The following is a 22,579-nucleotide window of genomic DNA, read 5'->3' as shown; positions in this document are numbered from 1 at the left end:
ACCTGTTTATGGGGCGCGTAATTTTTTTCTAAATACATCCCAGCTGCTGTAAATTATTAGCCCAATACTGCAGCAGGCAATGCCTAGCCATTGTAGGCTATTTGGCACTTCATTATTAAATAGCAATGCCAATACGGCAGTCACCGAGGGTACAAATGCCATTAGTACGCTGCTAGCTACCGCACCAATAGCGCGTATGGCAAAGGAAAATAAAAACAGCGCTACCACGCTTACAATCACACCTTGATAAATTACATGAAAAAGTAATTCGTTAACGGGCAAGCTGGTGAAGCTTGTTAGTCCATCGGAAAATACTAGCCAGATTGGCGTCATAACTGCTGTATTAATGAGCGGCACCCACACCATAATATCTTTTACCGATACTTCCCACGCTTTAACCGCGGCCATGTAAATGGCGAGTGATACAGTGGCTACAGCCAGTAGGCTTACGCCAATAAAATAGCGACGGTTAAATAACTCTGCATCCATAAACGTTAAAATATTGGCGAGAAATATAAAACCAATTAGCAGTATTACCCCCTTGGTTACGCGCGCCCCAAAAAAGAATACAGCAATTAAGCTAGTGGCCACCGGTAAACCGCCGTTAATAATAACGCTCGCATTGGCGCTTGGTGTAATTATTAAGCCTAGGTAGGCAGGCCAAGCGTAGGGGGCGCCGTAGCTAAGTGCTATAAAACACGCTTTTCGCACCGGAAAAGTTCGCCAGTGATAACTGAGTGCAATAGGCAGGGTAACAAGGCTCGCAACAACAAAGCGCATCCAGGTTATGTCTAGCGGCGAAAGCGTGGTGGTTAGCCCTTGGCGTGAAGAGACAATCCAGCCAGACCAAATTAACATCATGGTGAACGCAGCTAATACACCAAGTAGCTTGGTGTGGTTAACCGAAAGGCGGAGTAGTGCTTGACGCATAGGTTGCTCTTAAAGTGAAGTAGGGCTACAGCAGGGGCGCAGTATAAAGCTTTGTGCAGAGGTAAAATAGTTTCTACCGTCAAGTGTAGTTGAGTCAAGGTGTGAAAATATGAAGAACGAAAGAGGTGGGGCATGTGCCGAGGCTTACTGCGGCACATGCTTTTTGATATAGCGTTAATAGGTAATGAAATAAACTGAGATAAACAGCAAAATACGTAAATATTACTCAGAAAATATAGCGGCTAGCTTATCGGGGCTTTCGAGGAAGGTTTCTTGCATAGCCTTAGAGAAGCCGTCGGGGTAAACGTCTTCAATTCTGTCACCGAACGAGTCAAGCACAATATTAGCGATTTCTTCCGGCGAGGGCTTAGGGCCATCGTAACCCGCGGCTAAGCGAGTATCAAAAGGACCTGGGTAGACACCCTGTACAAATACACCGTCTGCAGCAAGCTCTGCGCGCAAGCCTTGAGTTAAAAAGCGCAAAGCAGATTTAGATGCAGAGTAAGTGCCCATAGCTTTAAAGTTACTGAGTGCTGCAATAGAAGAAATATTGATAACCCCAGCTTGTTTGGACGCTTTAATTAGAGGAAGTAAGTTGGTAAGTAAATTGAGTACAGAAATATAGTGTACATCCATTTCTTGTTTTGCTGTCTCTAGTGCACCTTCTGTAGTGTAACCACAAGCAGATGCGATACCGGCGTTATTGATGACTACGTCGAGTTCATCAATGCTATTCGTAAATGCAGTGATGTTTTCTTGATTGGTTACATCGAGTACTACGGGAGTAACATTGGCTAGATTAAGTGCGTTTAGCTCATCTACACCAGCTTGAGTGCGGCAACCGGCGTATAGTCGCTTGGTTTGGCGAGCGGCTAGGGTTTTAACAAACCCTAAACCAAGGCCTCGTGATGCGCCTGTAACCAAAATAGTGGATTGAGTAAAATCGAAAGATGCCATGGGTGTTTCCTATTTGTTGCGAGTTAATTTATATCTAACGTGTAATTAAGCGCTCAATTTGTCGCTCTTAATGGTTCAAAGTAAAAGTGTTTAATAAATAAGCTGCTCTTTTTGTAAAGGGGAGCGCTAATAGTTGTATTTACGCTCACACCTTATCGCTTTTTTGTCCATATGCCATCCTATAACTTATTACAGCTATTCACTTGAAAGCTTGGTTTGCACACTGTGCATTCATGGATGTTCTAAGCATCTTGTTTGTAACTGTCGTCCTAGGATTTAAAAATGTTCGAAATGATAAACCCGCCAACTCGCCATAACCCCAGCGGGTATACCCACGGCGTGATCGTGCCAGAAGGAAAGCGCATGATGTTTATATCTGGTCAGTTGTCTGGCAACGTGCACGGCGTATTGGAAAGCGATGATCTTGTTAATCAGTTTTCATCTTGCCTAGATAATGTGCTTAAGGTTGTTGAGGCAGCAGGAGGGGGAGCAAAGAATATTGCAAAAATGAAAGTATTTATAACTGATTTCCCAGAGTATCATCGACGCAAAACTGAAATAGCTGTTGCGTGGCACGCTCGCTTCGGTGAAGGGTTTCCCTCCATGACTATTATTGATGTGAAGCAATTGTTTGATTCAAAGGGCAAGGTGGAAATAGAAGCTGTCGCCTTTGTTGACTAGCAGTATACCGCGACAAGCAATGCTGTAATCTACATACGAAGTAGCTAAGTAATTACTCCTCTTCTTTTCAAATTACTCTCTTCAATATTCTATTTTGGTTTTTCTGTGCGCTTGTTAAGCGCACTATTTATCCCCTAGTAGTTGATGGCGTAGTATTCTTTAAGTTGTTCGCCACGTCATTTTCTTCTGTTGTTTTTACCAATTTTAATCTCCTGTGCATACATAGTGTTATCCATGTTTAATTGAGGTAATGTTTTTCAATTTATTCACGTTTTTGTGATATATAGTTACCCTTTCCCATATACATATTTATCTCAAGTAGGTATAAATGGCGCCTGCTTTTAATTGGTAGATGCAAATATTTAATTTGACAATTAAAAGTATGCTTAAAGAGAATTTGTAATAAAAGTGCATTATTAAACTTGAAGTTTATTAGTAGTACTTAATTATTAGATTCTTTCCATCAGTAAAGCGGGTGGTAAAAATGCTAAATATAATGTTGCCGTCTTATTTAATTTAACGAACTTCTAATGGAATGGAAAAATGGAGCAATTAGATTACGCAGAGTTGTGTTCTGCATTATGTGAAGCAACCGATGAGGAAACGCTAAAGGAACTATGCCTTAAGTTTTGTGAGTTGGTGGGGTTTGAGTTCTATATTTTTGGCATTATTTCTAGTGCCTCTTCGCTTAGTAGCCCTACAATATCTACAATAAGTAACTATCCAGATGAATGGTTTAAAAACTATTTTGAAGAGGGAATGCAGCGGCACGATCCTGTAGTGCGCTACTGCATGCAAAATACATCTGCAATTCGCTGGCGCCAATTAATGGATCTAGAGCACTATGTAGATGCAATAGGCGAAAAAATAATGATTCGCGCTTCAGAATCCGGTTTGTGTGACGGGTTATCTATTCCCATAAAAGCCCCTAGTGGCGAGATAGCTATATTTAGCTTGGCCAGCAATCGCGAAGAGGGCTTGAATCAACGCATTAACGCGTGTTTACCTTTTGCACAATCATTCGGAACGCAAGTGTTTGAATGTTACTCTGCTTTAATGTTAAAGCTTGCGCAAAATAAGCAAACCCACCTTACTGCTCGCGAGAAAGAAAGTTTGTTTTGGGCCTGTGAAGGTAAAACCACATGGGAGATATCCAAAATACTTGATGTAAGTGAGCGCACCGTTATTTTTCATCTCTCTAGTGCTACGTCAAAGCTTGGGGCGGTTAATCGTCAGCATGCGGTTGCTAAGGCAATTCTTAGTGGTTTAATTAAGCCCACTCTGTAAGGGGCTGGTTGATTGGCGCCTGCCTAGTGTCATGCGACAGCAGGGGCCAGTGATATCTGTTTTAAGTACCTGCCAATGTTGCAAATCTAGTTCATTGTTTAGAGTAACCTTGCTGGCTGTTTGAGGTTCGCCCTGAGTATTGGTTATCAAGTGATGAACTATCTCGTCGGCCAGATTAAGTTTTGTTAGGTGTGCTAAGTCAGCCATGTCGCAAATGGTTAACGTGTGCAAATAGCGATTTATTTTGCAGTAGCGCAGTACATTAAAAAAGCTTGCTAAGTTATCAATGCAGATATATTCGATTAACTCGCCGCAATTATTTTTCGCCGGCAGTAAATCTATAAGTTCGTATTGAGACTGTGAGTAAAGCACTGCTCGATACTGTAAAGTTCTGCAAATTATTTCGGGTACTACACCGTATTCTTTCTGCGTGTCCACCAGCGCGATACTGTTTCCGCTTACACTGGCGCTGCTAATGCACGTGTTCCAGGGGGTGGGTTTGCTTAATATGTGAGCTATGTTTCTGCTGTGAGAGTAGGTTTGCGGGCGAGCCAAGCTAATAACTTTCTCTTCATTTCTTCCTTCCCACTGCTGCCAATGTTGGTTTTTTAATGGTGCAGGTAGGGATGCCTTAATAATGCATTTGTCTAATGCGGTAGCATCTAAATTTAATATTAAGCTGTTTATATCAATAATTGCGGGGTGTGGCTCGGCAGAAAGGTAGAGCTTAGTGGCACTGTGCGCATGCTTTTGCAGTGCGACTTGCAATGTGCTGGTATCACCGCCTGCTATTTGCGCACCGCAGTGCAAAATCTCTGCATCACTCGCTAACCCCCACGTTATGGCCGTGTCGTTAGAAATGGTAGCGCCATGGTTTTCGGCAGCGGTTTCTAATGTTTTAAAGTCTTCAGGTGTCATGGTTAGCTCTACGCAGCAGTAAGTGCAGGCAGCCCGGTGGTTCGGTGGGAATGCCTGTTAATAAGGGAGTGGCAATGAGAATCAAGGTTATGCCAATAGCCTAATACGCACTACCTGTAATATCTTACAGTGCGCGATATTTTCATGTAAGTTATTGATAATTAAAGAATAAAAGTTATCTGTTCTATGTGACAGCTAACCCTGCGCTACACCAAAAAATATAGTTTTCGTCAACTTAACTCAAGTGGACGAAAAAAATGAAACAAGTAGTGTTTGCGCAAGAAAACGTTAATAACCAATCAATAGTCAACGATATCTTCCGTATTAGGCATGAAACTTTTATTGAGCGCCTAGGATGGGATATAACTTCTACAGATGGCAAAGAACGCGATCGCTTTGACGATTTGGGCCCTTATCATATAGCCGTTAAACCCCAAGATGGTGGTGTAGTTGGCTGTTGGCGAGCTTTACCAACCAAGGGTGACTACATGCTTAAATCCGTTTTTCAGGAACTGCTACAAGGTGAAGATGTACCCGAGCAAGAGGATGTATGGGAGATAAGTCGATTCGCGGTGCGTAAAGGTCAAGGTGCGAGTAGCGCTTACATGAGTGATATTACAATGGATCTATTTGATACCTTTATTCAGTTTGCAAAAATGAAAGGTATTAAAAAATACGTTACAGTTACAACCCTCGCCTGTGAGCGTATTCTTAAGCGCGGTGGTATGGCAGTTCGCCGTATGGGAGAGGGTAAAGTAATGCAGGTTGGCGTTGAGCGTACAGTTGCGTTATGGATAGATATTGAAGCGAGTGAGCGCATGTATCAATGCTAGGAGTGCAATTGAATTTAGAGAATGGAATTTTACAGGTAATTAACGATAAAAGTTGCGGGCTAGGTCGTGCCATTTTAGCCTGGGCTTTATTTGATAAAAATAATACTTTGCTTGTAAAAGACAGTTACATCTTGGGTAAGCAAAAAGAAACCCTGCTTAAAGCACTAGATAGTTATGGTGCAGTGGCTCAGACGCTTTTTATAAGTGTAGAGCCCGCTGCGTCATTTATAGATGTGCAAAAACTTACCGCTGTATTAGATTCCATTCAATTGCAAAAAATAGTCATAGGCTGTGGTTTTAGTGCTGTTCACCAATGTAACCAGTGGTCGGCATGGCTAGCTAAGCAAACCTGCAGCGTTGAATACCTAGAGCAATCTACCGTAAGTGCACGCATTTCTCGCGGCGCGGTACAGGCGCACATATTGAATCGTCCGTGGGTTACCTGTGTAAGTGCGGCAAATTTAAATGGTGGGCGCGCTGGTCTTGCGCAAATAGAAACCGATATAGGCTTTAAAAGCTATTTAAAACAATTGCTAACAGTAAATGCTGCCGTGTGGTGCAGTACAGGCGCAGCGGACTTACCCACTTTTATTGAGAGTATGGGCTCAACAGCTTTGGGTGACGTAGAAATACATGCAGGTGAGATTAAAAATTTACAGCACAGGTTTAGCCAATTAGTAAAAACGTCTGCCTGTAGTGTGTGTATTTTTTGCGATATGACAGAATTAAATTGCTTGATGCAAGCTGGGCTAGTGGATGAGATTGTTCATCATGTAGTAAGTGGGTGCCCCAGTGAGCAGTCGCTAGAGATAGGCGAACCACTAAAAAGTGGTGAACTAGATTTCAGCAACTGGAAGCTTGTTTCCAGTGCGCCGCTAGGTAATGGCAGTCGCGTTGTGTTAATTAATAATACTTCCGACAGCACGGTTACTGGTGCAATGTAGTAGAAGTATTAAACTTGCGCGGTATAGCTTTGCGCCTTCTCACCCATCTTTTGCCCATCTTTGTCTTCATATTAATCAGCTATTTGCTGGTTGATTTCTCTTCTTTGCGGGAATAAAAGTTATACCCAACTAGCCCAAGGGTACATAGTGTAATGGCTATCCACTGGCCGCTGGTAGGTTGTTCGTTAATGGAGATAAAAGCTAGCAGTGCGGTGGTGGTGGGTACAAATGCCATAAATAAGCTGGCAGATAGTGCGCCAATACATTTTATTGCATAAGAAAATAAAAATAATGCGGCTACGCTAACTATTACCCCTTGATAGACTATGTGAAATAGTAAATCGGTAGTGGGAATAGTGTGTAGTGCGCTAAGCCCATCAGAAAAAACAAACCAAAAAGGTGTAACACACAATGCGTTAATAATAGGTACCCATACCATTATTTCATGCATAGAAATATTCCATGCTTTTACGGCCACCATATAAGTAGCTAAAACGAGCGTAGCACTAAGTAAAAAGCCAATACCTGTTAGGTACTTTACGCTAAATTGTGCACCGCTACTGGCAATAATAATATTGGATATACATGCAATGGCTACCAGTGCGAGCAATGGTTTTGTCATTTTTCCACTAAGAAAAAAATAGCCTAGTAAGCTGGTAACCACCGGTAATAAGCCATTAATAAGCACGCTAGCATTTGCCGATGGTGTAAATTGCAAGCCGAGGTAGGCAAACAGCACATAGGGAAACCCACACCCAAAAGCTACAACTAGGGCCTTGCCAAGCGGTAGATGCCGCCAGTTGTATTTTATGGCTAGTGGTAATGTGACGAGTGCGGCAGTGGTAAAGCGCAGCCAGGTTAGATCGATTGCTGCAATATTGCTATTGAGCCCCCAGCGGGACGAAACTATCCAGCCAGACCAAATGGCGACGACTGCGCAGGCAGCGGCAATGCCCAGCAAGCGTTGTTTATCGCTGGGCAATACTGTTAAAGCTTTCATTAAAAAACCTGATAATTATTTGCGCGTATTTTAAAGGGTATTGCCAATTATTGAGAGCATTATTTCTTCGCTTCCGCCTGCCAGTGCAAGCCCCATTGCTTCTGTTGTAAAGCGAATTGCTGGGGTGCCGCGTAAATAACCCTGCGCGCCGCTGTAGTCTGCTAGGGTGTTACTAGCGGATTTTAGCAAGCTGCTGCCCATATATTTTAGCGCGGCAGAATCCTTTGCGCTAAGTTCGCCTTCTTCAAATGCATTAACACAAGTTTCAAAATAGGCTTCAAAAGCCATTAGTTGCATTTTTAACCTCGCGACATTATCGGCTTGCAATGCGCATTGTGGGGAATTGCGAGTGTGCAGTATTAATTCTTCAATTAAATAAGTGCTTATGCCTAGCATGCGTGCACTTACAAATAGCCGCTCGGTTTCTAAGTGCTTCATTAATAACATAAGTCCTGCGCCAAATGGCCCAACGAGGTTGTCGAGGGGAATAACGGCATCTTTTGCGCTTATTCCTCCTAGGCAGCCGTGATAGGCCAATGTGGGCACTGCTTGCTCGCGGGTAATGCCGGCCGTTTCAATGGGCACTAGAAATAAAGAATAGCTAAATGGGCTGCGGCTGGGGTTGGTGCGTGCAAGTACAAGGGCTGCGTCGGCAAAAGGCAAGTTGGTAATACCGCGTTTTACCCCGTTTAGTATCCAGCCCTCTTCACTTTTATTGGCGGTAAATTGAATGCCCTGTAAATCGCTTCCGGCATCTGGTTCTGTCATCGCGAGAGAAAAAATAGCGTCACCGGTTAATGCTTTTGGCAACCATTTATCAATTAGCTCAGGCGAGCCTTTATCTAGCAAGCCGCGCGTACCAATGTCTATGTGTGAGGCCAAGCATAAGCCCACAGCGCCGAGAGCTTGGCGTGCGAGCGAAAAATGTAGGTACAATTGTTTGCGTATATCGTTGTCGCCGTAGGGGGCCGGCCAGCCGCGGGTAAGTAAATTGCTCTGCGCTAGCTCCCGTACCAGCGAGTGAATAGACACAAGTTTTTCGGCTTTACTTGTAGGTGTGTAAGGCGAAAGGTGCTCGTTAATCCAATTTTGTAAATCGGCTGCGAATGCGTGGTCTTGTATTTTCATATGGCTAAGCCTTTTGGTGGCGCTCAGAAACGCTTGTGTCTAGAATGTTGCGAAGTAACAAGTCCTTAGGCTCTAGGAAAAAATTAGCCCAATTGGCTTCTGTGTAACTATTCGCTATTGGCTTATTTTTTTGGAAGTGGGTAATACCACCTAAATGAAGTGCTTGTTTCGATGCGTACACAAGTAACTCGCTAGCGAGCAATTTACATGCACTGGCAAGCGCTTGGGTATCTTTGCCTGCCGCCATCTGTTGTAAACTATAGCGACTAAGCGCGCAGCTACTACTTAATCGAGCCTCAAGTTTTGCTAATCTATGTTGAATAACCTGCTGATTAATTAGCGGGTCACCGTTAGAAATGCGTGACTTTAAAAATAAAATTAACTTGTCTAAACACATTCGCGTGTATTGATTGTGGCGTATGGCAGTCATTATTCGGCTGCGCGCAACAAGGTCCAAAATAGACTGTGTATTTATCTCGCCAATTGCACCATTGTTTACCAATACGTTTTGTAATCTGAGGTTAGCTATTTCAAATTGGGAGTTGTTTGCTTTGGGGGCACCAAGTTGTGCGTGCTCTGCGGTTGTAATACCCGCGGTTTGAGTCGGCAGGTAGGTAACTAATGTATTGTTATTGGGCAGTGTGGCGAGCACTAAATGGTGGCTAACGGCCTTATTAAATAGTACGACGCTTAACGCCCCATTCAGCAGCCAGCCATTTTTATTCTCGCTAGCGCTTACACCAAACGGCGCTTGCGTAGAGTTTTTTGCTTGCTCAGGAATAGTTAAAACGCGACTAAAAAGCATATCGCCTTGGCGAATACTGCTAAGTAGCTGTTGAGCTAGTTTTGAGTTTACCGTGTTGCTATGTGGGTTATGTGGGTTATGTGAGTTGTGTGGATTAAGTGAGCTATGTGGGTTACCCATTGTTGCCGTTAGCTCTAAGAGCGGTGCAACAAAATTTAGCTGGTTGGAAATAAGCTCGCTGGCCGCAAACGACTCTATATAGGCGATATGCTCTTCAAGCTCGGCGTAATAGCTAAACTCAGACGTTGTTTCGGGCCTGCAGAGCTTAAATACCGTTTTAAAAAAATCGATATCGTAAGTGTTAGCCTTATTCTGATCGCATAGGTTAAGAAACTCGCTCAGCAAATCCGTGTTACTTGCCTCTTTTTGCTGTGCATGCATCTGTTGTGAGGGTGCTGCCACATCCGCTGTTTTGCTCATAGGGCGTGCTCCTCTATGTGAGCTGAAATATGGCTATAGCGTTCGTTGCATTCTAGAAAGTGTTGGTTAGCCAATGCGCGCACTTTTTTAGCGTTAACTTTACCGCTGGGGCTTAACGGCATTGCGTCTATGCTGGCAATAAGCGCAGGGCGCATATAGTGCGGTAGGGCCTGTGCTGCTTGGTTTAGCAAGCTTTCTAGGTTTTCGCCTTCGTTACGTGTTTTAACAACCACAGCAAGGCACTCGCCATAAGTAGTGTGCTTAACTACCAGCGCAACGGCATCTTGAACAATACTTTGGCTGCGAAAGGGTTCAGCTATATCGCCTAGGTCCACGCGATAACTATTTACTTTTACCTGATCATCTATTCGGCCCAAAAATATTAAATTACCATTGTGGTCGCGGCGCACTTTGTCGCCGGTGCGGTAATATGTGGCGTGGTTAATTCGCGTAAGTCGAGCGTCATTTAAAAGCTCTCGATTAAGGTAACCATTCATTACTTGTGGGCCGCCAATGCACAGTTCACCTATACCAGGTTCATCGCTTTTTTCATCACTATTTTTATCACTATTTATTTCAATAATGGCATCCACTAATGGCAGTGGTACACCTATAGGGAAGCTCGAGTACTGGTGAATATTTTCGTGATTTATTTGAAACAGCGTGCAAACACAGGTGGTTTCGGTGGGGCCGTAGCCATTTAAAACGGTAGCGTTAGGGCTGCAATTTAGCCAGGCGTTAATGGTGTTGGGGTTTAATACCTCGGCACCGGTCATAATGGTTTGTAAGTGTGGCCAGTTATTTTTGTCGAAATTTGGCAGCGCGGCCAGCATGGTAAGTGTTGAGCCCACGGCGCAAAAGTGAGTTATTTTCTGGTTGGTTATTAAGCCTATAAATCTAAACGGTAAAGGTACAGTAGGTCCTAGCCAAACGGAGGCGCCCATGTAAAGGGGCAAAAGTAAATCTGCGATAGAGACATCAAAATACAGTGCAGATGTATTCATGCAGCGCGATTGTTGATTAACCCCCATGTAGGTGTTAACTGCTTGGAAAAATGCCAACATAGCGCGATGGCTAATGCGTACGCCGTTAGGTACACCTGTAGACCCAGAAGTATAAAGTATATAGGCGTCGTGCTCTGCATTACCTTCAAGCGAGGTTAAGTGCGCTTGTGCGTTGTCAGTAAAAGCATCAATACTCGCGTCAATATTTATAGTGCACAGGGTATTAAACCAATCAGCGGTATGGTTGCTGCAAATAATCGCTTTGGGTTCGCTGTCATCTACAATGCTTTGCAAGCGCTGCTTGGGCGCATCTGGGTCTGCTGGAATATACGCAGCACCCAGCGAGAGCACAGCTATAATAGCGCATACTGCAGTTGTGCTTTTGGGTAAAAGAAGTACTACGCGGTCGCCGCTAGTCACGCCGTTGCTTTGCAAACGTGCCGCGAGAGAGCCTGCTTGATGCGCTAATTCTTTATAGGTTATCGCTTGGGTGCCGTCGTCTACAGCCAGTTTTTCTGGCTGTACTGCGGCCCAGTGAATAATGCGTTGGGCCAGTGTTTGCATGGTTACGCTACTCGCTTTTGAATAAGTTGTGTTAAAGATCCAAATGAAGCCAGGCCGTCAATATCTTCTGCTTCTTGGCCAAACCCAAACCCAAAATCTTCGCTGATGCGCACGCTTAGTGAAACGGCATCCATGCTGGTAAGGTGGTATTTATTAATAAAATCGTCGTTTGCATTTAAGCTAACGTCGTTACTTGCAATACGCTTAACGTCGGCAATAATCGCGCATAGCTTTTCTTCAATTTGTGTGATGGTTAAATTGGTCATTGTATTTCCTTGTGATGATTATGTTGGGGTGAAATTGGCTAACAGCTAGGCTGGTACTGTTGGTGTATTGTGTAGGCTGTTGTTGGTATTTGCTTGCGCGCAATAGTCTTCTAGTAGTAGTCGCATTTCGTTTACTACTTCTTTTACGTGCTCGCCGGCAAGTATGGGGTGTGGGTACACCAGCGAAACTGTTTGGACGTTATTAAATGCGTAGCAGTGCGCAACAATAGAGAAGTTGCCTGCCACGCGATTTGCGAGCATTGTGTAATCCGTCAGTAATACACTTGGGTGGGGCGAGCGGATATTTATATCGCCCATATTGGTAATGCCTACCCCTTGTGCAAAAGAATGTAGCGTTGCTATTTGTTTGGTGCCGGCATCTACTTGGTTAATATCTATCGGGCTCTTGGTTAGGCAGGTTGTCATTATTTTGTGCATCAATGCGCGGTCGTATTTAATGGCAAGCTGCGTTACATCCAGTTCACTACCTTCAATTAAATTCGATGCAATAGACATATAACAACCAAGCGGGTTGAAATAGCTGGGTTGCGAATCTTGCAAAAACCGTAGGCTAACGGCTGTACCGAAAGGGAAAGGTGTTTGAATAAATTGTGTTTTTTGCATGGCTATACACATAGCGGCCGACACAATAGAGTGGAATTTAATATTGTCTTTCGCTAGCTGTGTATTTAGCTTACCCATAAAAACAGTGTCTAGCTTTAGTTGTTGCCAGTGGGTGCTTCTGCTTTCTAATGGGCACGCTGTATCAAAATCTCTAGCGATGGTGTGTTCTGTTTTGGGGGCAAAGGTTTGTTCCCTTAGTAGTGCATCAACTGCTAGCGGTAAATCTACTTCTGTATCGTCGAAGTAATGGATGCCTGTAATTTTACTGGCAATAAAATCGAAGAAAGATTGCGCAATGTGGTGCATGCCATTCGCGTCAATTATTGCGTGATGTGCAGAAAATATAAGCGTATAGCTTGCTTGGTCCTTTAACTTAACCAAACTTATTTTCCACAGGCTAATACTGGCTTCTATTTTGTCATCTAAGGCGAGACGTACAATCTTGTCCTTCTCTTGAATGGTATTAACCTCAATATAGTTAACGTCTATTCGGTTTAAATCGGCATCGCGGTAAAAGTATAGTTCGTTTTCTTCACGCTTTATTGTGCAGCGCAGGGGAACATACTTTTTGTAAAGCGCGTTCACAGCTTCGTAAAAAGTAGACGCATCTATGTCGGCTTCGAAATCGATGGTTTGTGTGCCCTGAGTTGAGCCATTTAAGTTTCCATGAAATAGCGCCATGCGAGTTTCAATCGAACCAAGGGCTCGAATTACAGTGTTTGATTTGTTGCTTACGGACATAAATTCCTGCCTGACAAGATGTCTACGTGGTGTTTGTATTTAGAAAATAATTTCATTTCCTACTTTTCGATCATGTTAGCGTGAGCGTGGATAGCGTGTAAATTTTTGGCTTGTGTCAAATGTGACAGGTTAGAAAGGCTAGGTGGCTTGAGTACTATGCGTGGCGTTAACGTATAGCCGCTATTTTTACTGCAACTGGTGGCTGTATATATTGCCAAGCGGGTTGATTGCTTGGTTTCAATGTCGCAGGCTAATTTAGGTTGTATTCAAGTGGAAAGTACTCATAACAAGTGGGCAGTAGCGCTATCGGTTTCGATGGGCGGAGTTATGTCATCGCTCGACACTTTTATCCTTTATGTGGCTACGCCAAACCTTCGCGGAGTATTTTCAGCCACTGTGGCTGAGGTTAGCTGGGTAAGCACCAGCTACGCGATCGCATCTATGATGTGCATGTTTTTATCTGGCTGGTTTGTAGATCGCCTAGGTAGTAAGCGGGTATACCAAGCGGGTTTGGTGTTGTTTGTTATCGGCTCAGCGCTGTGTGCTATGGCGACGTCTCTGGAGCAATTAATTTTATATCGCGTTATTCAAGGTTTGGGAGCAGGTATTCTTCTGCCGGTGGAAGGCGTGATTTTGCGCAGAACCTTCCCGCCGGTGCAGCACGGCCTGGTTATGGGGCTTTACGGTACGTCCATTATGTGTGGCCCAGCATTTGGCCCCATGTTGGGCGGTATTCTTATCGATCAGTTCAGCTGGCACTTTATATTTATCGTGAATATTCCTATTGGCATTATCAGCTTTGTAATGGTTAGGCATTATTTGATCGATGATCCAATCGGTGCAGACACCCCTAAGCGCACATTCGATGCCCCAGGTATTTTATGGCTGCTATTTGGCGTTGTGGGTACCGTGTGGTTGCTTGAGCGTGGCGATCGCACCTACTGGTTTGAAGATACTCAAAATGTAGTACTACTTGTGGTTGCACTCGCTTCTTGGGCAATGCTTTGTGCCCACTCCCTTACCATCAAGCAACCTCTTCTAGACCTCAAAGTGCTGAAGCATAAAACCTTTACTGCGGCGAACAGCTTGAACTTTCTCGCTGCTTTCATGATTACTGGCACGCTGTTCGTTTTGCCTATTTACATGCAAGAGCTGCTAGGTTTTTCGCCAACACAAGCGGGCACCACCATGGCGCCGCGAGCGTTGGTAATGATGTTGGCTTTTCCCCTTGTGGGGTGGCTATTTAATCGTGTTCCCATGCGCCTGCTTATTACAACTGGGTTGGTATTAGGGATTGGTAGTGGGGTGATGATGGCCGGCTTTACTTTCGAAACCGGTTGGCACGATATGATTTTGCCGCAAATCATTCAGGGCTTAGGGGCAGCCTTTATTTTGGGGCCGGTTACCACTGCTGCGCTTATCAGTATTCCCAAGGCAACCATGCCAGCTGCTGCTGCTTTGGAATCTACCACCCGCTTATTGGGCAGCACACTTGGTATTGCGGTGTTTGCCAGCTTGATAACCCATTACGAGCTGCGCACATGGGAGCTGCTTCGCCACAACGTGACTTTATCTAGCACTGTTTTATATAAGCGCTTTGGTGGTGTTGTTGAGTTTTATTACTCTGAAACAAGTAGCCAGTTGCACGCGCTGGAAAAAGCTTACCGCGCACTAAATGGTAGGGTAACCGAGCAAGTGCTCTCGATAACCTATATGAACTTATTTCAACTTATAACAGTAGGATTTATAGCGATGCTAATTATCTCTGCTTTTATTTCACTTAAAAAACAGCAGCAAGTTGCTTAATTGATTTGTTAGTCACTAGGATATGAGACTTATGAAATATTTGAATCCATTACTTTCCGATCATCGTTATCAAGTTGGGCTTGTTATCTTTGTTGTGGTTCTCACTATTAGTTCGTGGAGCTACGCTACGCGCAATGTTGAGTCCACCGATAATGCAACGGTGCAATGCGATCTTATTGATGTGGTATCTGAAGTAAACGGTGTAATAGATACTATTACTTTTACCGATGATCAGTGGATAGAAAAAACGGGTTTGGCTGTAAAAATAGAAGATAGCTTATTTGTTTCCGAGCTAAAGCGGTCTGAGGCCGCATTAGCTATCGAGCAGGCAAGCTACATTGATGCTCAAAACAACCTTAAAACCATAATGGTTGAGTTGGATACCAATATAGAAAGGGCTAAATCTTCAAAGCAATCGGCACAGTCTATTGTTGATTCTATGGATTCCTCCATCGAGGAGGCGCGTCAGGAGTTAATCGCGTCTAAAAAAGATATGACCTTCTTGGAAGAAAACTTCAATCAAATAAGTCGGCTATATAAGCAGCAAATGGTATCTGAGACAGATTACAAAAACGCCAAGCGCCAGTTTGAATCCAAGCAGGCCATGCACTCATCTATAGAATCTAAAATAAACCGTTTAACAAGTTTGCGTGACGTAGAAACAAATAACGTATATTTAGCGAACAAAAATTTAGAAGCGTTGGAGACAACTAAAGATAGCCAGCTAAAAAGTGCAAAAGCCAAAGTAGATACCGCCTTGGCCCGTGTGAATGTGGCGCAAGCTGAATACGATTTGGCGGCTCTTAATTTAAAGCGAACCAATATTCTGGCAAAAAGGTCGGGTTTTATTACTAATCGACGAATATCTAGTGGTGACTACATTGAGATAGGGCAGCCTATTGCGAGTATTGTTTCCTGCCAAGATAATCCCTGGATACAGGCAAACTTTAAAGAAACGCAGGTAGGTAAAATGCAAAAAGGGCAAAAGGTTGAATTTACGATAGATACCTACCCAGAAATAGTATTCGAGGGGTATTTAGAGAGTATATCTAGTGGTAGTGGTTCCACATTTAGTGTTTTACCGCCAGAAAACGCCACAGGAAATTTCACCAAGGTGGTAAAAAGAATGCCGGTAAAAATATCAATTGCAGAAGACAAGGGCGCAATATTTAGAATAGGAGCCTCTGCGAATGTAAAAGTATTTACCCGCTGATATAAGCAGTATTATGTTTTTTCAAAGAGCGCTTTAGCGCTCTTTTTTTTCCAAAAAATAACGTCCATATTAAAAAACAACTACCACAAACAAAAATAATAACAACCTCATGCCTGCAAATAATTGATTATACGCCCTGTAACATATGCCAACTTATATACGCTAATAAAAATGCTTATTCTTGCTTTACTGAATATATACATTCAAAAGTCACTTAACGAGTAGAGCAATCATTATGTTTAGATTATTGGGTAACAGAGAAGTCCCAGCGGTGGGTTTAGGCTGCATGGGTATGAGCGAATTTTACGGCGCGGCGGACGAAGCAACCTCATTACAAACATTGAATGAAGCCTTCAACCTAGGTTACCGACATTTCGATACAGCAGACATGTACGGGTTCGGCCACAACGAAACATTGGTTGGCAAGTTTATAAACCAAGAAAATATTAACCGTGAAGAGCTATTTATCAGTACTAAGGGCGGTATTGTTAGAGATGTGAATGATAAATATAACGTATCGGTTAACAGCACCGAACAATACATTCGCGCTGCATGTGAAGCATCTTTAAAGCGATTGAATACTGAATATATTGACCTTTACTACCTACACCGCTTGGACCCAGCAATAGAGTTGGAAGAAAGCATTGGCACGCTTAAAGCGCTTGTAAAAGAAGGAAAGATTAAAAATATTGGCCTGTGTGAAGTGTCGGAAGATCAACTTGCAAAAGCACATCAAATTCACCCTGTGGCTGCAGTGCAAAGTGAATTATCGCTTTGGTCGCGTGATTCCGAGCTAGGTGTATTGCCTCTTTGTGTTGAGCTTGGTGTGGCATTCGTAGCATTTAGTCCCTTAGGGCGCGGCTTTTTAAGCGGTAGCATAGATAAAAGCTTTATGGCGGGCGTAAGTGACGACCTAGATTTTAGAAAGCGCTTGCCTCGTTTTAGCGAAGACAATATTGATTCCAATATGCAGTTGGTGGAAAAGCTAAAAGGCGTTGCCGAGCGATTGCAGGCGCCAGTATCGCAAGTGGCGCTGGCGTGGGTTCTAGCTAAAGCACCTAACGTTCATATTATCCCTGGTTCCAAAACCCCCAAGTACTTACAAAATAATTTTGACTCAAGATTACTTTCGTTAGAACCGAACGTAGTCGAAGAGCTTAATACTATTTTCTCGCCAGATGCTGTTGTCGGCTCGCGCTACCCGCAAAAAATACTTGAAAAGTCATCCGCCTAATACTGCCTAAAAAGTATCGTTAGATTAAACCTAAATATTTATTAAATTTACATTATTCATCTTTAAGGAGAGATCATGAACATTGAAGAATTATCACCATCGTTGGTTGACAGCTTAGACCCAAGTGTAGAAATCAATATTACCTTGGAAGACAGTCAAACGCTTTCGCATGCCATTATGCAATTGCTAGATAGACCTAACCCTTTTGATTCATTGCAAAATAATCCAGCAGAAAAAGAGCATTTAGACCAGCTTCTTAAGGTAGTGGTAGAGCGCTTCGAAGGCCCTGCCAACCCAGATATGGCTTTCGAGCTGCACAAGTCACTAAACACTATTTACGATTATCAAATTAACGCGTTTGCAAAAGCGCCGCAGTATGACCCCACGTTAATGGAAGTGATGGCTAAGCTCGAATCGGCATGGTTAGCGTTTGAGAAAAAACGTATGCCACAAGAAGATATTCCTACAGAGCCTAAAGCCTTTAGTAAGTGGTTGAAGCAGTATGTGCTTAAGCACCCTTCCTCAAATCATCCTCTGTTTCAGTACCTTGCCGACGAAAGTAAAAAAGAAGAAATGTCTTACTTCTTTTCGCAAGAGGTAACGATTGACCCGCGTTTCGACGACTTGATCGCATTGATGCAAGTGGGTATTAAAACCCCCGGTATCAAAATGGAGTTGGCAAGTAACTTTTGGGATGAAATGGGTAACGGCGTTCCAGAGGATGTACACACAGAATTGTTCTCTCGATTGTACAGCGAGCTAGATATTTATCGTGACGGAGAAACGTTTGCAGATGTACTCGAGCGTGCTTCGTGGCAGGCGTTGGCTTGTGGTAATACATTGCTTTATTCCGTACTACACCGCAAGAACTTAAATATTGGCTTGGGTGCATTGGGTACCGTAGAAATTATCTCGCCCTTCCGATTTTCTCACTTAGTACGCGGTTTCAAACGTTTAGGTTTATCCGATGAAGCGTCAGAGTATCACCAAACTCACATTTCTATTGATGCGCGCCACGGTAATGGCTGGTTGACGAACGCAATACGCCCGACAGTTGCGCAATCGGTAGAAGCGCGCGAGGAAGTATTCTTCGGTTCTATGTTACGTATGAATACATCTATGGACTATTGCGAGCATATGGCCAAAACCTTTGCTCTTGATATTAACTAATAGGCGCATTTATTGACGCGTTTACCAATTGATCTGGTATAGGAACACACAAATATGAATGCGAACTACTATGTAATTGTTGGGGATGATTACGCTAAGTTTTCTCAACAACCAAATGTATTTACCGTTTCTGAGTTGTATAAAGAAATGGTAGACGATAAAACCTGGCCGGGAGAAAACGCGAGTTTTATATTTGGCCAAGGTATTGGCTATACAGACAGAGAATTTATTGAAACTTCCTTGAAAAATAGAAGCGTAGATAAAGTGTATTCTTTCTCTCCGGTTGCTACGTTGGCGGATACCCATAAGCACGCGGAAGAAAATGTGCTTATTACCGAACCGCGACGTTTAGGTAAGCTTAATTATGCGTTCGATTTAAGTTTAACCGACAAAATAGATAGATTGTCCGACCACGTAACCGGCCAACATGTAGGTGCAATGTTGCTAATGGAAGCTGCGCGTCAGGCAACAATTGCAGTATTAGAATACGAATACTGTCGCAATTCTAGCGAGTCTTTTGGCTTGGTGTTAGATCGGTTTGATTCACGCTTCGACGGCTACTTGTTTCCGCTCCCTGCTTCACTTAACACGGTTATTAAAGAGCTAAAGGTATCGGCCAAAAGTATCACTGTGGTGGTAACTTCTACCGTCATTCAGTGCGGAGTGGATATTGGCAGCATTAGCTTAGATGTAACCCTGTGTAACTCGCGCTTGCTAAACAAAATAGAAAGTAAAAAATCGCAAACAGCTGTGAAAGAGCTTTGTCGCAGAGTAGATGAAGCGCTAGAGCAGCGGCTCGATATTGCTTAGGTGGTGTAGCTATGAATGTTCAGCGCAAGGTGTTAATTGTTGGTGCCGGTCCTACGGGGTTAACGTTGGCTAACGATCTGGCTCGCCGAGGAGTAGCGTTTGATATTGTCGACAGAAAAGCTGGGCCTACTTCCGATAGTAAAGGCCTTGCCCTGAACGTAAGTAGTCAGTACGGGCTGAAGCTTATTGGCGTCCGTACCCCAGTTGGCGAGCGGGGCATGTCAATCTCGCGTTTAAATTTGCACTGGCAAAATGCGCGCTATAGCTCGGTTAATTTCGCGCATGTACGGGGGGCTATCCAGTCCCTTGTAACCCAGCCGCAAGCGGTTACCGAAACTGAATTGATTAGCGCGCTATTACACGTGGATGTGCGCGTAAAGTGGTGCCACAGAGTTGCAAACATTACAGACACCGCTAGTGGTGTAAGTGTTGAAATCGAATCGCCAGCAGGTGAATTGCAAACGCAGCACTATGATTATGTGGTGGGGTGTGATGGCAAACACAGTGTTGTGCGTAAGCATTTAGATATTGCCTTTGATGGTTTCGACTACGACATGCATTTTACCCTAGGGGATTTCGATATTGATTTCCCATTTGGTAAACACGAAGTGCAATATTTTGTGTACCCCGATACTTTTTTTATTCTTGTGCCAATTGCTAAAGGGCGCTGGCGGGTAGTGGTTAAGTTCTCTGGTGCTGTGCCCGATGAGCCGCCAAGTGTAGAAGATATGAATGCCGTACTGGCTAGATATTTTGGCAAGCGATTTAAGCTGGGGGCCCCAGCTTGGATATCGCGCGCACCATTTTATAACCGGGTTGCGCAAAACATACATAAAAATAGATGCTTTTTAGCGGGCGATGCCGCGCACCTTTTCAGCCCTATAGGCGGTACCGGTATGAATACCGGAATGCAAGATGCCTTTAATCTTGGTTGGAAATTGGCTGCGGTTATTACCGGGCAGTCGGATGCGCAGCTACTCGATACTTATCAATTGGAGCGGTTACCTGCAATTCAGGAGGCAGCAGCTAGCTCTGATACTTCCACCCAGCTAATTTGTAAACCAGATAACACCAGTCGATTAATACAATTAATAGCACCACGTTTTGTAAATCGCACCTTTCTTAAGAAGGTGTTGCCTAGCGCTCACTCGGGGTTAGCTATGCAGTTAACGTTAGATGCAGTGAATGCGACCCATACGGGGGTGGATGTGAGCGAGCAAAACGTATTCGCGGCAGAGGGAAAATTAAATCCAGTCGTGTTGCATGCCACTAATAAGTTAACCCCCTCTAATGGTGACGTGTTCCCGTTAGCTGGGCCGGTATTTATTGTTAATCAGTACGCGTTGAGTAACCCACAGCTACGCCTGCGAGTACAGGCGCTGTTTAGTGCCTTAAACGGTATGAGTGGTGCGCAGGTTTGGTTTGTGAGTGGGGGCAAAAAAGAGGCAGCTGGATCCGCTGTTGTGCAATTGCAAACTAACATGCCGCAACGGTTTTTACGCCTGCCTGCATTTTTAGAGGCAGAGACACCCAGCCCTGAATGGGTGCAGGTGGTTCGTCCAGATGGAATCACCCTCGCGGTTAGAAAGCTGAGCGATGTAAAGGCTATAGGTGAGCAAGTCATAAGCGGTTTGAAAATTAAAAACATAGGTAACCAAACAAAACAGGTGGCAATGTATGAATAAGTATGTCAAAGAAATAAACGGAATTCGCACAGAAATTATTGAATCGCGCGGCGTGGGTACACCTGTGTTTATTTTTCACGGTAACTCAAGTGGAGCAAGCGCATATGTCGATTTGTTGCAATCCGAAGTGGGAGATACCTACAGGCTTATCGCGGTTAGTTTTCCTGGGCACGGTGAATCTGCTTACTACCGCGAAGATGTTACTGAAGTTACTATTGAGCAGCTTGGCGAGTTTACCGTTGATGTAGTAAATAGCTTTGGCTTTGATAAGTATGTGCTTATTGGTCAAAGTCTTGGTGGTCATGCTTTATTGGAGTCGCTACCAGCGCATTCTAATGCGGCTGGATTGGTGCTTGTGTCTTCGCCACCTATCGCATTGTCTCGCTTGGGTGATGCCTTTTTAGCAGACCCAACCGATGGTTTGCTGTTTAAAGGTGAATTGAGTGAGCAAGAGTGCGCTCGCTTTGGCAAAGCCTTTGTGCAAACAGGGTCAATCGATAAGCTACAAGAGCTAGTTACATTAATTGAGTCAACCCACCCTCAGTTTCGTGAGCAGCTTGGTGCTGGCTTAGGTGCGGGCAAGGTATTGGATGAAGTGGCATTGCTAAAACAAAGTGATCTACCTTGTTTAATGCTAAAAGGCGAATTCGATCGTTTTCTTAACAGCGCTTACTACGATACCTTGTTAAATGACGACAAAATAAAAGCAGATGTTATTACTTTCCCCGGTGCAGGGCATGCAATACAGGTGGATTTACCCACAGCTTTTGAAGTGGTTGTAGGTCAATTTATAGCGAACGTTACTAGCGCTAATGTATCGAAGCCAGCGGTTGCCTCATCACAAGAGTCACAAGAGGTGCATGTAAATGGGTAATAAAGCAGCTTTTTTCGATGTGGATGGCACCATTATTTCTACAAAAAGTATGGTGAGTTTTGCGCGGTACCTCGAGCTAAATACTTCCGATACCATTAAAGTGACTGCATTGTCACTTTTTCTAAAACGTTTATATGCTAAATTAAGCACCGATGAAGCTCGAGCGGATCTTAATCGTCATTATTTCTCAATATTCAAAGGCGTATCGCAAGCGGAAGTCGAAAAAGCTGCAGAGAAGTGGTACGCAGAAATGGAGCAGTCTGGCGATTTTTATATCGCCTCTACAGTGGCCGAAATTAAGCGCTTACAAGCGGAAGGCTACCGAATTGTGTTGGTAACAGGTTCGTTTGCTCCACTTTTACGCCCGTTAATTAAACGCTTTAATATCGATGCCGCGCTACATACTACGCCAGAGACGATTAATGGTGTTTACACGGGGGAGGTTGTCGGCAGCCCCTGTATTGGCGAAACCAAGCGCACACGTATACTGCGCTATGCGCTAGACAATAATATAGACTTGGCGGCTAGCTGGGCGTTTGGCGACGACGATAGTGACCTGCCAATGTTAAAGTTAGTGGGCAATGGTGTACGTATAGATCCAGTGGCTGCTTATTAAGCCACTGTTCTAGTATTTGGTGGCCGCTCTTGCGCAAAAGTTTTGGTTGCGTCAACCGATACTCATTAC

The 22,579-nt window shown here is 43.9% G+C and carries 21 protein-coding genes; 12 read left to right on the top strand and 9 right to left on the bottom strand.

Annotation, left to right across the window (positions count from 1 at the left end; all coding sequences use genetic code 11):
• Positions 1-6: 6 nt before the first annotated feature.
• Together SDE_RS18315 and SDE_RS18310 are read right to left on the bottom strand one after the other, a co-directional pair.
• A complete protein-coding gene (locus SDE_RS18315) occupies positions 7-930 on the bottom strand; it encodes a DMT family transporter (protein ID WP_011469973.1) in 924 nt (307 codons plus the stop codon).
• A gap of 222 nt (positions 931-1,152) precedes the next feature.
• Positions 1,153-1,887 (bottom strand): SDR family oxidoreductase, encoded by a 735-nt coding sequence (locus tag SDE_RS18310; RefSeq protein WP_011469972.1) that lies wholly within the window; start codon positions 1,885-1,887, stop codon positions 1,153-1,155.
• A 282-nt stretch (positions 1,888-2,169) separates the two neighbouring features.
• On the opposite strand from SDE_RS18310, the gene SDE_RS18305 reads away from it, so the two are divergent.
• Entirely contained in the window at positions 2,170-2,568 is a 399-nt protein-coding gene (locus SDE_RS18305; RefSeq protein WP_011469971.1) for a RidA family protein, read from the top strand.
• Positions 2,569-3,111: 543 nt separating this feature from the next.
• On the top strand, positions 3,112-3,855 hold the full coding sequence (locus tag SDE_RS18300; RefSeq protein WP_011469970.1) for a LuxR family transcriptional regulator: 744 nt from the start codon (positions 3,112-3,114) through the stop codon (positions 3,853-3,855).
• Here SDE_RS18300 and SDE_RS18295 read toward each other — a convergent pair.
• Positions 3,835-4,773 carry a hypothetical protein gene (locus tag SDE_RS18295; protein WP_011469969.1) on the bottom strand — a complete coding sequence of 313 codons (939 nt, stop codon included), beginning with the start codon at positions 4,771-4,773 and terminating at the stop codon, positions 3,835-3,837. The genes SDE_RS18300 and SDE_RS18295 overlap by 21 nt on opposite strands.
• 257 nt (positions 4,774-5,030) lie before the next feature.
• Here SDE_RS18295 and SDE_RS18290 point away from each other — a divergent pair, with 257 nt between their 5' ends.
• Both SDE_RS18290 and SDE_RS18285 read left to right on the top strand, forming a co-directional pair.
• A complete protein-coding gene (locus tag SDE_RS18290; RefSeq protein ID WP_011469968.1) occupies positions 5,031-5,606 on the top strand; it encodes an acyl-homoserine-lactone synthase in 576 nt (191 codons plus the stop codon).
• An 8-nt stretch (positions 5,607-5,614) separates the two neighbouring features.
• The gene (locus SDE_RS18285) at positions 5,615-6,550 is read left to right on the top strand and encodes a hypothetical protein (protein ID WP_143710922.1); all 936 of its coding nucleotides are present in this window, start codon (positions 5,615-5,617) and stop codon (positions 6,548-6,550) included.
• A gap of 79 nt (positions 6,551-6,629) precedes the next feature.
• Here SDE_RS18285 and SDE_RS18280 read toward each other — a convergent pair whose 3' ends face one another.
• The 6 genes from SDE_RS18280 to SDE_RS18255 are packed head-to-tail and all read right to left on the bottom strand — an operon-like array spanning position 6,630 to position 13,102.
• A complete protein-coding gene (locus SDE_RS18280; RefSeq protein ID WP_011469966.1) occupies positions 6,630-7,550 on the bottom strand; it encodes a DMT family transporter in 921 nt (306 codons plus the stop codon).
• A gap of 30 nt (positions 7,551-7,580) precedes the next feature.
• Complete coding sequence (locus SDE_RS18275) at positions 7,581-8,678, bottom strand: acyl-CoA dehydrogenase family protein (RefSeq protein ID WP_011469965.1); 1,098 nt, start codon at positions 8,676-8,678, stop codon at positions 7,581-7,583.
• 4 nt (positions 8,679-8,682) lie between these two features.
• Entirely contained in the window at positions 8,683-9,903 is a 1,221-nt protein-coding gene (locus SDE_RS18270) for an acyl-CoA dehydrogenase family protein (protein WP_011469964.1), read from the bottom strand.
• Complete coding sequence (locus SDE_RS18265) at positions 9,900-11,471, bottom strand: amino acid adenylation domain-containing protein (RefSeq protein WP_011469963.1); 1,572 nt, start codon at positions 11,469-11,471, stop codon at positions 9,900-9,902. The genes SDE_RS18270 and SDE_RS18265 overlap by 4 nt, the downstream gene beginning before the upstream one ends.
• Before the next feature lie 2 nt (positions 11,472-11,473).
• Complete coding sequence (locus SDE_RS18260) at positions 11,474-11,737, bottom strand: acyl carrier protein (protein ID WP_011469962.1); 264 nt, start codon at positions 11,735-11,737, stop codon at positions 11,474-11,476.
• A gap of 45 nt (positions 11,738-11,782) precedes the next feature.
• Positions 11,783-13,102, bottom strand: a complete 1,320-nt coding sequence (locus tag SDE_RS18255) for a condensation domain-containing protein (protein WP_011469961.1) — start codon at positions 13,100-13,102, stop codon at positions 11,783-11,785.
• A gap of 270 nt (positions 13,103-13,372) precedes the next feature.
• Here SDE_RS18255 and SDE_RS18250 point away from each other — a divergent pair, with 270 nt between their 5' ends.
• The 8 genes from SDE_RS18250 (at position 13,373) to SDE_RS18215 (ending at position 22,510) form a co-directional block, all read left to right on the top strand.
• A complete protein-coding gene (locus tag SDE_RS18250; protein ID WP_158303895.1) occupies positions 13,373-14,908 on the top strand; it encodes a DHA2 family efflux MFS transporter permease subunit in 1,536 nt (511 codons plus the stop codon).
• A gap of 31 nt (positions 14,909-14,939) precedes the next feature.
• Positions 14,940-16,121 (top strand): HlyD family secretion protein, encoded by a 1,182-nt coding sequence (locus tag SDE_RS21595; protein WP_011469959.1) that lies wholly within the window; start codon positions 14,940-14,942, stop codon positions 16,119-16,121.
• 235 nt (positions 16,122-16,356) lie between these two features.
• Positions 16,357-17,355, top strand: a complete 999-nt coding sequence (locus SDE_RS18240) for an aldo/keto reductase (RefSeq protein WP_011469958.1) — start codon at positions 16,357-16,359, stop codon at positions 17,353-17,355.
• A gap of 75 nt (positions 17,356-17,430) precedes the next feature.
• A complete protein-coding gene (locus SDE_RS18235) occupies positions 17,431-18,525 on the top strand; it encodes an iron-containing redox enzyme family protein (RefSeq protein WP_011469957.1) in 1,095 nt (364 codons plus the stop codon).
• 54 nt (positions 18,526-18,579) lie between these two features.
• Complete coding sequence (locus SDE_RS18230) at positions 18,580-19,335, top strand: AfsA-related hotdog domain-containing protein (RefSeq protein WP_011469956.1); 756 nt, start codon at positions 18,580-18,582, stop codon at positions 19,333-19,335.
• Positions 19,336-19,346: 11 nt separating this feature from the next.
• Positions 19,347-21,020 carry an FAD-dependent oxidoreductase gene (locus SDE_RS18225; RefSeq protein ID WP_011469955.1) on the top strand — a complete coding sequence of 558 codons (1,674 nt, stop codon included), beginning with the start codon at positions 19,347-19,349 and terminating at the stop codon, positions 21,018-21,020.
• Positions 21,013-21,894 carry an alpha/beta fold hydrolase gene (locus tag SDE_RS18220; protein WP_011469954.1) on the top strand — a complete coding sequence of 294 codons (882 nt, stop codon included), beginning with the start codon at positions 21,013-21,015 and terminating at the stop codon, positions 21,892-21,894. The genes SDE_RS18225 and SDE_RS18220 overlap by 8 nt, the downstream gene beginning before the upstream one ends.
• Complete coding sequence (locus SDE_RS18215; RefSeq protein WP_011469953.1) at positions 21,887-22,510, top strand: HAD family hydrolase; 624 nt, start codon at positions 21,887-21,889, stop codon at positions 22,508-22,510. Before SDE_RS18220 ends, SDE_RS18215 begins: the two co-directional genes overlap by 8 nt.
• Positions 22,511-22,579: the final 69 nt, after the last annotated feature.

Source organism: Saccharophagus degradans 2-40 (assembly GCF_000013665.1).
Classification (GTDB): domain Bacteria; phylum Pseudomonadota; class Gammaproteobacteria; order Pseudomonadales; family Cellvibrionaceae; genus Saccharophagus; species Saccharophagus degradans.
This window is presented reverse-complemented; position numbering and strand designations above follow the sequence as displayed.

Bases quoted from the DNA above. Each gene is read 5' to 3' on its own strand.
- SDE_RS18310 (WP_011469972.1), bottom strand. From the start codon at position 1,887: ATGGCATCTTTCGATTTTACTCAATCCACTATTTTGGTTACAGGCGCA.
- SDE_RS18225 (WP_011469955.1), top strand. From the start codon at position 19,347: ATGAATGTTCAGCGCAAGGTGTTAATTGTTGGTGCCGGTCCTACGGGG.
- SDE_RS18300 (WP_011469970.1), top strand. From the start codon at position 3,112: ATGGAGCAATTAGATTACGCAGAGTTGTGTTCTGCATTATGTGAAGCA.
- SDE_RS18270 (WP_011469964.1), bottom strand. From the start codon at position 9,903: ATGAGCAAAACAGCGGATGTGGCAGCACCCTCACAACAGATGCATGCA.
- SDE_RS18305 (WP_011469971.1), top strand. From the start codon at position 2,170: ATGTTCGAAATGATAAACCCGCCAACTCGCCATAACCCCAGCGGGTAT.
- SDE_RS18235 (WP_011469957.1), top strand. From the start codon at position 17,431: ATGAACATTGAAGAATTATCACCATCGTTGGTTGACAGCTTAGACCCA.
- SDE_RS18240 (WP_011469958.1), top strand. From the start codon at position 16,357: ATGTTTAGATTATTGGGTAACAGAGAAGTCCCAGCGGTGGGTTTAGGC.
- SDE_RS18260 (WP_011469962.1), bottom strand. From the start codon at position 11,737: ATGACCAATTTAACCATCACACAAATTGAAGAAAAGCTATGCGCGATT.
- SDE_RS21595 (WP_011469959.1), top strand. From the start codon at position 14,940: ATGAAATATTTGAATCCATTACTTTCCGATCATCGTTATCAAGTTGGG.
- SDE_RS18220 (WP_011469954.1), top strand. From the start codon at position 21,013: ATGAATAAGTATGTCAAAGAAATAAACGGAATTCGCACAGAAATTATT.
- SDE_RS18315 (WP_011469973.1), bottom strand. From the start codon at position 930: ATGCGTCAAGCACTACTCCGCCTTTCGGTTAACCACACCAAGCTACTT.
- SDE_RS18275 (WP_011469965.1), bottom strand. From the start codon at position 8,678: ATGAAAATACAAGACCACGCATTCGCAGCCGATTTACAAAATTGGATT.
- SDE_RS18230 (WP_011469956.1), top strand. From the start codon at position 18,580: ATGAATGCGAACTACTATGTAATTGTTGGGGATGATTACGCTAAGTTT.
- SDE_RS18265 (WP_011469963.1), bottom strand. From the start codon at position 11,471: ATGCAAACACTGGCCCAACGCATTATTCACTGGGCCGCAGTACAGCCA.
- SDE_RS18255 (WP_011469961.1), bottom strand. From the start codon at position 13,102: ATGTCCGTAAGCAACAAATCAAACACTGTAATTCGAGCCCTTGGTTCG.
- SDE_RS18295 (WP_011469969.1), bottom strand. From the start codon at position 4,773: ATGACACCTGAAGACTTTAAAACATTAGAAACCGCTGCCGAAAACCAT.
- SDE_RS18280 (WP_011469966.1), bottom strand. From the start codon at position 7,550: ATGAAAGCTTTAACAGTATTGCCCAGCGATAAACAACGCTTGCTGGGC.
- SDE_RS18215 (WP_011469953.1), top strand. From the start codon at position 21,887: ATGGGTAATAAAGCAGCTTTTTTCGATGTGGATGGCACCATTATTTCT.
- SDE_RS18290 (WP_011469968.1), top strand. From the start codon at position 5,031: ATGAAACAAGTAGTGTTTGCGCAAGAAAACGTTAATAACCAATCAATA.